This is a genomic window from Paenibacillus sinopodophylli, assembly GCF_005930355.1.
GTDB classification, from domain to species: domain Bacteria; phylum Bacillota; class Bacilli; order Paenibacillales; family Paenibacillaceae; genus Pristimantibacillus; species Pristimantibacillus sinopodophylli.
The window spans coordinates 180744-193279 of record NZ_VDBO01000001.1 but is presented as its reverse complement, the minus strand read 5'-3'; the positions used below and the strand labels follow the sequence as shown (position 1 = coordinate 193279).

General features: G+C 43.7%; 8 protein-coding genes. All 8 read right to left on the bottom strand.

The window, feature by feature from the left end; genetic code table 11:
- Positions 1-3: 3 nt before the first annotated feature.
- Entirely contained in the window at positions 4-1638 is a 1635-nt protein-coding gene (locus FGT79_RS00665) for a response regulator (protein WP_138750874.1), read from the bottom strand.
- Complete coding sequence (locus tag FGT79_RS00660; RefSeq protein WP_138750873.1) at positions 1613-3376, bottom strand: sensor histidine kinase; 1764 nt, start codon at positions 3374-3376, stop codon at positions 1613-1615. The genes FGT79_RS00665 and FGT79_RS00660 overlap by 26 nt, the downstream gene beginning before the upstream one ends.
- Before the next feature lie 452 nt (positions 3377-3828).
- On the bottom strand, positions 3829-5385 hold the full coding sequence (locus FGT79_RS00655; RefSeq protein ID WP_138750872.1) for a glycoside hydrolase family 43 protein: 1557 nt from the start codon (positions 5383-5385) through the stop codon (positions 3829-3831).
- A gap of 46 nt (positions 5386-5431) precedes the next feature.
- On the bottom strand, positions 5432-6319 hold the full coding sequence (locus tag FGT79_RS00650; protein WP_138750871.1) for a carbohydrate ABC transporter permease: 888 nt from the start codon (positions 6317-6319) through the stop codon (positions 5432-5434).
- A 23-nt stretch (positions 6320-6342) separates the two neighbouring features.
- On the bottom strand, positions 6343-7272 hold the full coding sequence (locus FGT79_RS00645) for an ABC transporter permease (protein ID WP_138750870.1): 930 nt from the start codon (positions 7270-7272) through the stop codon (positions 6343-6345).
- Between the two features lie 83 nt (positions 7273-7355).
- Positions 7356-8882: an ABC transporter substrate-binding protein gene (locus tag FGT79_RS00640; protein ID WP_138750869.1), complete on the bottom strand. Its 1527-nt coding sequence runs from the start codon at positions 8880-8882 to the stop codon at positions 7356-7358.
- 145 nt (positions 8883-9027) lie between these two features.
- Positions 9028-10629 carry a response regulator gene (locus tag FGT79_RS00635; protein WP_138750868.1) on the bottom strand — a complete coding sequence of 534 codons (1602 nt, stop codon included), beginning with the start codon at positions 10627-10629 and terminating at the stop codon, positions 9028-9030.
- 15 nt (positions 10630-10644) lie between these two features.
- A complete protein-coding gene (locus FGT79_RS00630) occupies positions 10645-12411 on the bottom strand; it encodes a sensor histidine kinase (protein ID WP_138750867.1) in 1767 nt (588 codons plus the stop codon).
- Positions 12412-12536: the final 125 nt, after the last annotated feature.

Below are 12536 nucleotides of genomic sequence, written 5' to 3'. Positions count from 1 at the left end.
ATTTCACCCCTTTGTCCGAAACTCCTGCGGCGTTTGACCCGTTTCTTTCTTAAAGAAGCGGCTGAAATATCCGGCTGACGTAAAGCCAAGCGACTTTGCGATGTCCTGTATACGCAGTTGGGGCTCAGAGAGCAGCTCTTTGGCTCTTTGAACTTTCAGAACAGCAATGTATTCACTAATCGTTATACCTTTAGCTTGCTTAAATAATCGGGATAAATAATCGGGATTCAAATACACCAGCTCCGCCAAGTGTGTCATGGACAGATCACCATCCAAATGCATCTCAATGTGCTTTAGAACCGTTCCAAGCACATCGCCACGCAAGCGAGAGGATTGCGCATCATGATAACTCTCAAAAACATTAATCATATGTTCAAGCAAAACGATACCCTCTCTGCGTTCAAGAAAAGCTGCAGGATGAAGCAGCTTGGCGATATGCGGCCCCACAAGTGAGTCGCGATCCATACCGTATTTGTTAGCCGCAGTTAAAAAACGCAGCGCAACTGCGTAATACATCTCTATATATCGTATATCATCGATGGCAGGCCAGCCTGAATAAGAGCCCAGCTCCTTGACGATGGCTTGTACTTCCTCACGCTTGCCTGTTTCTAGATAGAGGTCAAGCGCATTTGCTTTTTTGTGGAAAACCTCAATGAATCCGCGTACTTCCTCATCATTCGATTGAGCATTAAACGACAAATTTTTGTCAGTAACGATAATCTGCTTCTCTGCGTAATATTGTGAGAGCAGCGCTTTCAGAGTGGTGAATTGCCTCGGTACCTCATCAAACTCGACTGGGCTAGCTGTGTACGCAAAGGAAACGGTACGTCCCGTTGATTTTTCCACCGTTTGTTGAATCGTTTCGAGCGAGCCTTGCAAAAATGTCCTTATTCCCTCGGGATGAGGGATTGTATGATCTTGCACCTGCAGGAACAATACATAATATTCCCGATTATAAACGACATCCATCATATTTACATAGCCTGATAAATACCGAACACAAACTGAATGTAGCGCAGTTAGCATCAGCTCTTTCTCAGAAAACCGCAAGGCACTTGACGCCAAATCCAGCCGCGCAGCAACCATAGTGAGCGGTCTATTAGCGATTAGCCTGATTCCGAACATATCCTTTGTTGCTTGAGAAAGTTTTTCAAAAGGTTGAAGTCCATTAAGCACGTCAGAAAGCATCAAGGAGCGATGATGAACAGCCTGCTGTCGCTGCGTTTCCCGCGCCTGCTTAAGCAGTGTTTCAACTGCCATATGCTTATCAAGCTCCGCTACCGCAAGGCGAACAGCCTGTACGATCGCTTCGTCACCTTCCGATTTCAATATATAATTTTGAGCACCGTTGTTTATGGCGTGATGCACATAATCAAACTCGTCAAAGCCCGTCAGGAAAATCAGTTTGCATTCCGGCCAACTTTGCTTTACCCGGTCTCCTAGCTCCAAACCTGTCATTTTAGGCATTTTGATGTCTGACATTAATATATCGATTCTATTCTGTGACATTACGGCCAATGCCTCTATGGCGCTGGAGGCTTTATAAAGTTCAAGCTGATGCCCCTCAGACTCTAAAAACAATTCATATAAGCCATCGAGCAGCAGCTTTTCATCATCTACGATCAGCATCCGGTACATGCGCCATCTCTCCGTCCCATTCAATAATCATTTTAACCTTTAATCCGCCAAGCTCGCTTCTTTCCACCTGTAGACCGCTTTCGGGTCCGTAGCTGTATTTCAATCTTCTGTGTACATTTAAGGTTCCTGTGACTTCCGCAACTTCTTGTACCTCTGACAATAATGCCTCCAGCTTCACCAGACCTTCCTCACTTGCTTCCCCATTGTCTTCGACCACAATAATCGCTTTACCCGACTCTTCAGTAAAAGAGACACGCAGCAGACCGCCCTCTGTCACATTTTCAAGCCCATGGACAAATGCATTCTCGACAAGCGGCTGAATGATCAGGCGTGGTACGGATATTGACTTCAGCTTCTCTGGAATTTCCCCAAAATCAATGGTCACCCTATCCGAGAAACGTGTTAGCTGTAGCATGACATAATTTCGAGCATGTGCAGCTTCATTCTCTAAAGGGACCGTATCTCTTGTATTGCGAGTAATGAACTGAAAATACTTGGCGAGCTGATTAGTAAACTGCACCGCTTCATCCTCTTTTTGCATCTTGATTAATCGAATAATACTGAACAGGCAATTATAGAGAAAATGAGGATTGATTTGCGATTGCAGCTGCTTCAGCTCCGCATTTTGCCGATGGATTTGCTGGTTGTACACCTCATCAATCGAAATTTGGAGTTTAATAAGCATCTCATTAAAACGTTCATACAAAAAACCAAACTCATCATCCTTGTCATGTCGAATATTTAAATCCAGATTCCCTTCCTCTACCCGTTTGAATGCGCGTACAATTTTAACCAAAGGTTTGTTTATTGCACGGTTAATATACAATAGATAAAAACCTACCATAATAATAGTGGCAGTAAAGAACAGCCAAAACCATTGAATATACGGAATGACAGATCGAAACATAGTAGGCTTGTACAAAAAATGATCCAAGTAAATACCGCTTTCAGGTTCAACTGAGCGCATGTAAATATAATCTTCAGCCTTATCAGCGAAAGAAGACTCCGTTAACTGTTCCGTAGCTTCGTTCGATGTGTAGCTTTGTTCCATTAATGGAGACAGCTCCGTTTTTTTGACAGCTATGATCTTCTCAGAGCTGCTGCTTAGACCGAGTACCATTGCACCCGTAAACTCACGTTCTGCTGCAGCCTTAAGGCTTCGCTTCAGCTCGGTAGCTCGCAATTCGATTTCGACAACCAGTTCCGGTGTCCCGCTGAGTACGCTATCAAGTGGAAAGGCAACAATAAGCAGCTTGTTTTTGTAGGAGATCACATTATAAGGATTTACCAGCTTCTCTGTTGGAACCGCATTTTCCTTGAGTGCGCCATACCCGTCAACTGCCGATATTTCCACATCGATTGGTGACAAATACAGCCGGACATCAAAGATCAAGTCGCTGCTATTTCGAATCGAGACAAGCTTCGCACGGAGAAAATTAATCAGTTCAATTTTTCGATACGATTCCAAAATATCATAAGCATTAACGAGCTGAACCAAATACATGTCGTTCATCATGTCGTATTGCAGGGAATTAAAACGCTTGAAAGTACTGTTCAATTCCCTAATGTAATTCTCGGACTGCGTTTCAGCCGAATTTACGATATCCTGTCTAAGCATGCCCGTTGCCCAGCTGTATAAGATGCCTGCCAACATATAAATCGGAATCGTTGCAATGATAAAGGCAATGATTAAGCGCTTAAAAATGGAAAATTGCCATTGTCGATGCGATGGTCTCATAACGAGCCCCCTTGCGCTTATTTTAATTTTTGATTATAGCTTATTTACAAACAACGAAACAATGACAAAGTTCCGACTTCACTAGCATTTTTCCGACTATGTTTACACTGCAGGAAACATACTTGAATAAATAAAGAAACTAGCGACAGCGTCCGCTGAACGTTCATGTCATAACGACGTACCCAATAGTCTCCCGCCTATTTATCAGGATTATGATTACTAATGGCTATTTCGCATTAAGCGTTAAACAATCAGCACTTTTCATCAAGTTACTCGTTGTTGACGCTTACGTTATGACGAAAAATTTACAAATCTACGTTTCACAAGTTGAAAAGTTCAACCGCTAATTTATAGATTGAGCTAAATGAATAAGCAAAAAACCACCCTGAAGGGTGGTCAGTACTGTAGGACAATATAAGAAATCTTAATGATTGTCACCATTTTCAACGCGGCTACTCATTGGTATTCAGCCTTAAATAATCGAAATAATCATATAAAGCAGGCGTCTGACAAGGTTCTCCGTTACCTGTAGCATACATGCCGAAGTATACGCCGGTGAAACCGCCGGCTACTTCAGATGAGAGATAGAAGCATTCGCCACTGCCTATTGCGACTTCTTCACCGTTATCTAACGTATAAGAAAAGGAGTACGTTATCGCATTAGCTCGAATACTAAGAACGACTGAATCGGTATTCAAGGTGTCTTCCCGTTCAACCTTCCATAAAGATCCGATACGGCGGCGAAACAGAATGGTTTTCGTCCCACGGTTTCGAGTAACCGCGATTTCATAATGAGCTTTTTCATTCATATACGCGGTAAGTCCCGCCTCTTCCCCATCTTTAACAGGTTCGAAATCCATCCTTACAGATACGTGGCATTCCAAATCCTGCTGCCTACGGCCGACAAATGTCAGGTTGCCCGAATCGTCCAATCCTTTATCCGTACCAGTTAGCTCTAACCAACTTGGCTTGTGTTCAAGCGAGAATGAGCCTTGAGGGGGATTTCTTAGGCTATTCCAATGCAGACCTAGTTGGCTAGACTCAAAATCATCACGTCCGAATCGGAGCAGGTCCTCCCTATAGCCTTCGAAAAAAGTCGGACCCTCCATCTCTAAGCTTACCTGACCATTATCTCCGAAAATCGGCCAGCCTTCTTCTGTCCAACGAACATGCGTTAAATACGTTTCTCTTCCGAGATGATGATAAAACGGGTATCCTTGCGGCCTGATTCCAAGGAACACAGCCCACCAGCTTCCATCTTGGGTTTCAACTAAATCAGCATGTCCAGTTGCCTGAATCGGGCTTTTGATACTGCGATGAGTCATAACTGGATTGTAGGGGCAAGACTCGAAAGGCCCATAGGGATTTTCGCTTCTGGCTACCGTGACCATATGTCCAAATTCAGTGCCTCCTTCTGCAATGACTAGATAATAACGGTCATGAATCCGGTACAAGTGAGGACCTTCAGGAAAACTGCCGCCCGTTCCTTCCCATATCATTCTCCGTTCCGTCAGCACAGCCCCTGTATCGGGGTTAAATTCGGCTTGATAAATGCCAGAAACCTCATCATTATTACTTCCCGTACCTGTAAGGTATACCTTGCCGTCGCGATCGAACAATAACGACGGATCAATCCCGCTCCAATCCAGATAGATAGGATCTGACCATGGCCCTTCTGGATTTTCTGACCATACCATAAAGTTACCCGAATGCTCCACATTCGTCGATATGACATAAAATCTTCCATTACCATAACGAATCGTAGGTGCATAGATACCAGTAAAGCTATTCAACGTGCCTGAGCCTGATTTCTTGCTCGATAACGGAAGCTGTCTTTCACTCGTTAACACATGACCAATTTGCGACCAATTAATTAAGTCTTGGCTGTGAAAAATCGGGATACCCGGATAATAAGTGAATGAACTGTTAACCAAATAATAATCATCACCGACCCTGCATATGCTCGGATCCGGATAACATCCGCTTAATATAGGATTTTCAAACTTCATGGTATTCAATCCCTTCTGTTTGTTGTCATCGCCTACATATGCGCCATTATTTCACAGCCCCAATGGTGATCCCTTTGACGAAATACTTTTGAAAGAACGGATATGCAATGAGAATAGGCAGCACCCCGATCGCTGCAATCGCCATCCGTACAGAAGTACTGGGCAATTCAGCAGCTGCATGACTGGCACTGCCAGCCGCATTACTGCTGCTCGTCAGAAACTGAATGTCTGTAATCATCTTCGTAAGAATCGTCTGGATGCCGAACAGCCTCGAATCGGTCAAATAAATTAAGCCGTTAAACCAATCATTCCAGTAACTTATCGCTTGAAACAAGCCAATTGTTGCCATTATGGGCAACGACAATGGGAGTACAATCTTGTAAAATGTTTTGATCTCGCCAGCACCATCAATATTCGCCGCTTCGATTAAGGCAGGAGGAATAGAGGTCAAGAAAAACGTTCGAACGAGCAATACGTTGAATCCATTCATTAGCAAGCCGGGGATCAGCAAGCCAAAAATGGTGTTCTTGATATCAAAAAGCTGTGTGTAAACCAAATAAGTCGGTACCAGCCCACCATTAAAAAGCATGGTGAAAAATACGACAAACGTCCAAAAATTTCTCAAAGGCATGTCCCTGCGCGATAGAGGATATGCCAGCGCGGATGTAATCGCCAGACTAACCGCCGTTCCGACGACCGTGATTAAGATTGTAATCCCGTACGCGCGCCCCAACTCAATCGAATGTCCCCAGAGATAATCGTACGCCGACAAGCTGAATTCACTAGGAAAAAAGGTATAGCCGTTCTGGATGATACTTGATTCGCTACTAAGTGAAGCAATAATCAGCAGCGCAAAAGGAATTAAGCACGCAGCCGCAAAAAGGGATAGAACCAAGTTTGCGATCCAATTAAGCCCTTTGTTTTCCAATGCCATCGTATGTTCAGCTCCATTCGTATTTAGAACAATGCGTTCTCGCGATTAATTTTACGAACAACATAATTCGCCAGAAGGACTAGAACAAATCCTACAATAGACTGATACACGCCAGCGGCGGAAGCCATCCCGATATCACCTGATATCATAAGACCTTTGTATACGTAGGTGTCTATAACATTCGTAGTATCTGCAATCATGCCCGTATTCATAGGTACTTGATAGAACAAACCAAAGTCGGAATAGAAAATTCGGCCAATCCCTAGCAGCGTCAGCATTACGATAACAGGTGTGATAAGCGGGATCGTGATTGCGCGAATCTGCTGCCATTTGTTAGCCCCATCCAACGTTGCAGCCTCGTAGTATTCAGAGTCAATGCTAATAATCGACGCAAGGTAGATAATACAAGAGAAGCCAATGGATTTCCATAGATGCACCAGCGTCAAAATGTAGGGCCAATACTTTGGCTCTGTATACCAGGAGATCTCTTCGATCCCAAGCAATGGCAGAATCGTTTTGTTCATAAAGCCCGTTTCCATGCTAAACGCAGCGTAAGCCAGATAACCAACCACAACGAACGAGATTAAATGTGGCAGCACGATCACACTTTGATAGAAGCGGGACAATACTTTTTTCCTTACTTCATTTAGCAGAATGGCGAACACAATTGCTAGAATCGTACCGATGATAATGAAAGTCGCGTTGTACAAAATCGTATTTCTCGTGATAATGAAGGCATCGCTCGTTTTGAACAGATACTCGAAGTTTTTAAAGCCGATCCAATCGCTGCCTAATATTCCTTTCGAATAATTAATGTTCTTGAACGCGATAAACATACCGAACATAGGCATATAATTGTTGATGAGCAAGTAAGCAAGCCCCGGAAGCATTAGCAGCGTCAGCGGAGAGTACTTCATAAACCTGTTCCATCTTCTGCTTGTATTCAGACCCATTCCTGTTCATTCCCTTCTAAAACGTATGCCGTATGAAAAAGCGATCCAACCGTCAGCTGTCCCGGTTGGATCGCTTCCAAACCTTATTCGGCGCTATTCGAAGCCGCCCATTTGTCCAATTGGTTTTGCTTTTCCGCGATGATCTTATCGATTCCCGCACCTGTTAGTTTTTTCAAAAATTCAGGAAGAACCTTGTCAACATCTACAGCACCGCTCTCCAGCACTCTTTTGTATTGGTCAAGCACAGCGTTGCTTGCTGCGATTTCATTCTTTACAGGATCACCGTTAAAAGTGAAGCCGAGTGCCTTCGATTTAGAGGCTGATTTATTAAATGTATCCATGTTGACGTAAACATCAGGCTCATCGCCTTCAAAGACATAGGACAGGAACTGATTACCGTGCATCCAACCGTAGTTTTTGTAGCTGACATTATCACCTGTAACTCCCTCTGGATAACGTATGACAATATCCTGTCCATCAGCTTTCACATAATGCTTGCCTTCAATGCCCCAGTCTATTAAGTTTACAATTTCTTTATCGGTATACATCAAATTCAGAAATTGCAGCGTTTTTTCTGGGTTCTCGGACTTCGCTGATACACCTAAAGCGACATTCGTTACTGTATCCGTCTTCGCCACAGGACTCACCGTACGAACAGCTACCATATCTTGTCCAACAATACGACCTTCCTGGGATTCGAAGCCTGGCTTCATTTGCGAGAAGTATCCTGCCGCTTTACCGGATTTTAATACAGCTTGAGTTGACTCGGGCGTTGTTGCGGCATCCTTCAGCAGATAGCCGTCAAGATACCATTCTCTCAGCTTGCGCACCATATTCTCATATTCATCTGATGCGAACCAGTTAACAACCTTCAGATCGTCAAGACCATTATTAAGCAGCACGCCAAGTTCGTTGCCTAGCTGATCATAAGTCCGGTAAGTGCCCAGAATAGATCCACCAGACGCATTCGCTGCGCTTACCATGTCCGGCTCATTCGATTTAAGAACCTGAAACAGCTTTCCGTAATCGTCAAAGGTTTTGATCTGGCTGAAGTCGATGCTGTATTTATCCGCCAGATCCTTGCGCATCACAAAGCCGTAATCCTGAGCCAAGTCCCGAATACTTGGCACACCGAAGCTCACGCCGTCTACTTTGGTCGCGTTGTAGTAATCCGGTCCTAGTGCATCTATAATACCCTGTGCATTTTCTTCCATAATGTCACCGATTGGATGCAGCATTCCCTTTGATACTTGCGTATTGTAATTGCCTAGCATCGCGAACATATCCATCTTCTCGCCGCTCGACATCATTAGATTAATCTGATTACCATATGCGCTGTTGCTGATCGGCATCAGTTTAACCGTTACATTGATTTTGGCTTTGGAAATTTCATTAATTTCATCCTGCACCAGTTGAATGTCCACAGGTACATTGTCAAATGTCGGATACGCGTATACAACTTCATAAGGCTTCTCAGAGCCTTCTGAGGACTCCCCGTTCGAATCGCTGTTGACGGCCCCGTTATCCTTATTCGAACCAGATCCAGAACAAGCTGACAATGTGAGTATCAAAGCTAACAGTAGACTTGTCCAACCCATCTTTTTTTTCATTTTCATCCCCCATATTTTGTTTCATTGGCTCGAATCCATTTCGAACCTGTCTTCATTCTACGGGCTCCTGGTTACGTCCACTACTCCGATTTCGACATTCTATTTGCACCAAATCGACTTTATCTCTTTTTCTAGTTCGAATGCTTTAGCGCTTTTCACTCGCTACGTTCGCTTTTCGAAATTCATGAGGACTTGTTCCCGCGTAACGTTTAAACCTTCGTGAGAAATGAGCCAAGTTCACATACCCGGACTGAGCAGCTATCGTTCCTACTGGCAGATTCGTCTTTAACAGCAAATCCTGCGCAAGACGCATCCGCTTGTTTACAATAAACTCAGTAATCGAGCAGCCTACCTCCTTTTTCAGAAGTCGATCTAGATAATCAGGATTCAAAAACATGTGAGCGGCTACATCTTCTCTTGAAAGATTCTCCGCATCCAGCCGCCCACTTATAAATTGCTCTATTTTATGCATGATAGATTGCGATTGCTGTGAATTTTCGATGTATTCCATCGAACGGCTGACGATATGCTTCGTCCAATTCATCATGTCTGGCACCGATCGAAGAGCCTGTCGGAACAGTGCGGCGGAGGTTTCATTATTGAACAATAGATGCGCATCGATTCCGTCAAGTTTCAAAACATAAAATATCATCTGCAGGAAGTTATGATGGAACATATGTAGCATTTCCTCATCCAAAAGGTCTATATTGCCTCTCAGGAACGCCTCCGCTTCGTTCATTACTTGATCTCCTCTTCGTTCTTTCAGCATCACAGACCATAGATGAATGTCAGGAAGGGATATCGTCCCTTGCGATTGTCTTTTACTTCCGTACATAAACACTTCGGTTGCAAGCGCGATGTTGCTTTTATCCCATTCCAGCAACCTCTGTACCATCCCATTTAGCTCATGACCATAAACCTCGCTTCCGATGTAAATAGCAATATCGCAGTAAAAATAGTCTGCCGAAGAAGTGATGAACGGTTTTGCGCGCTCTCGGAGCTCCTCTCGCAGTACCGCGGCATCATGCTCGATTGGAATAAGTGCTAGAAGCTCTCGCTCCGCAATGGCGAACAGCAATCCATTACCATCTATACCCAGCATTTCATTTCCACTATTTTTCAAAGCATATTCTAAAACCTTCTCATCTCTAGGAGTGAAAGCTTTATGGTACCGCTTGACGATGATAAGAACGGGAAGAAACTGCAGCTTCTCATCGAATGGAATACCTCTTTCCAGCGCTTCACGCTTTATCATGTCAAGGTTCGAAGGTATGGTATGATTAAGGATGTCGATCCATAACCGTTCGGCAAGCAGCGGCTGATGTCGGGACCAGAATTGCCCTATACGGCTGTATTGCTTGTCCTCGTTGTCTTTCGAAATTTTTTCAGCGACTTTGCTTACAACGCTATGCAACTCCTCGTTAGGAATTGGTTTCAACAAGTAATCAAAACTTCCGAGCTGCATAGCCCGCTGTGCAAGCTTAAATTGTGCATGGCAAGTCATAAATACCGTTTCCGTATGTGGATACTTTTCTCTAACCCATGCAAGCAGCTCTAATCCACTTCCCTGCGGCATTTCAATATCACATAGCATTAAGTCTATCCGCTCTCGCTCGAACACTTCCTTGGCCTGACGGGAATTATATGCTTTATATACAGAACCAAAACCAAGCGACTCCCAATCCATATCCGATTGTAGCGAGTCTGTAAGCAGCTTTTCGTCATCCACGATGATCAGTGTCAACATTACGTTATTCCTCCGTTATCTTGTGTCGTTACGAGAACTGGTTGCAAAAGGCAGTGTAATGCTTACGATAGCACCACGTGGATCTGCATTTTGCAAGTTAACTTCAGCTTGGTCCTTATAGAGAAGCCGCAACCGTTGTTTCACATTCCAAATTCCAATATGCTCTCCATCCTCATCCACGATCCGTTCATCTCGCTTGAGGCTTTCTATTATGTCTGATTTGAACCCTGGTCCTGTGTCTCGAATCTCGATATACAATCCCGATTGAGGAGCTTCATGCATCTCCAGTTGTACGAATATCCCCGCTGGTTCATCAAGCGTAACAGCATACTTGATTGCATTCTCCACAAACGTGTGAATAATAAGTGGTGGCACAGGGGTGTGCAAAAGAAATTCCGGTGCTTGGATATCATAGGTAAACTGCTCAGGGAACCGCAGCTCCTGAATCCGCAAATAATTTCGTACATGCTGGAGCTCATCCTTCAGCAATACAAAGCTCAAATTGCTTTGAAACATGTAGCGAAAATAGCGAACTAAACAGAGCGACATTTCCTCCATGCGTGCAACATCCTTGGTTCGAGCCAGCAAATGCATCATGTTCAGCGTATTGATGAAAAAATGAGGGTTAATTTGCAATTGCAAGTGCTGAAGCTCCGCTTTCTGTTTATTCAACTGTTCCTCGTAAACACTGATTCGCAGGTTCTTGATTTGCTCCATCATATTATTAAACGTATCATTTACCATCTGGAACTCCGAAGATGTCTGATATTGCTTAATTTGTGTCTCCAAATTACCCTGTTGAATCCGGTTCATAGCTTTAATCAATCGATTAAGCGGAAGCAGCAACGTCTTTCGCAGCAGAATCAAACCAACTAGAAGAATGATGACCGCGCCAAACGGCAGCGAATACGTGATAACCTTAAGCGTAGGCAAATGCTCAAGGATTTGATTTTCTGGAATAAACGCATATAAACTGAAATCTCCTTCGTGTGAAGGTTCACCAACTGCTAAGAATCGAGTTCGCTGTCCTGTCAAATAGTAGGTATCCGCAGCTAACTTGATTTCCACACCGTTGTCGCGCACGAAATTTCGATTGACAATTGCGTTTCCTCCCATATCACTTAATAAAGCAGCTCCTTTCTTGCCTATACCAAGAAGATCCAATGGCGTTTGAAAAGACTCGACATTAATCCACGCACCAACAACAGAAGAATTGCTCAACACAAAAAAGCGTACAAGATAAATCTGGTCGCCGTTTCTCTGGATGTACCATTTATGCTGATATTTTTTTTGTAGGTCCCTGCTTTTGCTTATGCCGTCTGCAATATGTGATTTGACATACATACGATCTATCAGTGTGGACCGATCATTAAAGGAATATAGATACTGATCTTCAAATGGCAAATAAACAAAAAAACCGTCCAGCACGGGAAAACGAAGGATCGAGTTAGAAAGGTTATCTGAAATTCGCCGCGTTGCAAATACTCGCTCCTCTGGACTTGGCGTAAACTCAAAATCTGACAGGTCACTGCTGAACATTAGTCCAATCAAATAATTGTCTGCCTCAAGCAGCCTGCTGTCGACTTGGTCTCGATATAAAGATAATAGGTCCTTGTTGGTTGCAGCAACCTGATTACGTACGACATCAATAGCATAAACATTCATGTAAATCAAAAATCCGATTAACGGGATCACGACAAGAAACAAACCCATCATCATCTTTGCCCGGATGGATTGTAATTTGATTCCTTTCAACCAACCTTTGAGGGTTGCTCTGTTCATTTCCGCCAACTCCATTCTACCTAACTGTTACATTCTCATTGCAGAGTACATTTTCTACTAGCAATACGGAATTGTCAAATTTAGAAACGAACCCATATAGGATTTTGAAAGCAGTGGTTATGTTG

Excerpts from the sequence above, each read along its gene's own strand:
- FGT79_RS00650 (WP_138750871.1), bottom strand. The coding sequence starts at position 6,319 with ATGGCATTGGAAAACAAAGGGCTTAATTGGATCGCAAACTTGGTTCTA.
- FGT79_RS00640 (WP_138750869.1), bottom strand. The coding sequence starts at position 8,882 with ATGAAAAAAAAGATGGGTTGGACAAGTCTACTGTTAGCTTTGATACTC.
- FGT79_RS00655 (WP_138750872.1), bottom strand. The coding sequence starts at position 5,385 with ATGAAGTTTGAAAATCCTATATTAAGCGGATGTTATCCGGATCCGAGC.
- FGT79_RS00645 (WP_138750870.1), bottom strand. The coding sequence starts at position 7,272 with ATGGGTCTGAATACAAGCAGAAGATGGAACAGGTTTATGAAGTACTCT.
- FGT79_RS00635 (WP_138750868.1), bottom strand. The coding sequence starts at position 10,629 with ATGTTGACACTGATCATCGTGGATGACGAAAAGCTGCTTACAGACTCG.
- FGT79_RS00660 (WP_138750873.1), bottom strand. The coding sequence starts at position 3,376 with ATGAGACCATCGCATCGACAATGGCAATTTTCCATTTTTAAGCGCTTA.
- FGT79_RS00630 (WP_138750867.1), bottom strand. The coding sequence starts at position 12,411 with ATGAACAGAGCAACCCTCAAAGGTTGGTTGAAAGGAATCAAATTACAA.
- FGT79_RS00665 (WP_138750874.1), bottom strand. The coding sequence starts at position 1,638 with ATGTACCGGATGCTGATCGTAGATGATGAAAAGCTGCTGCTCGATGGC.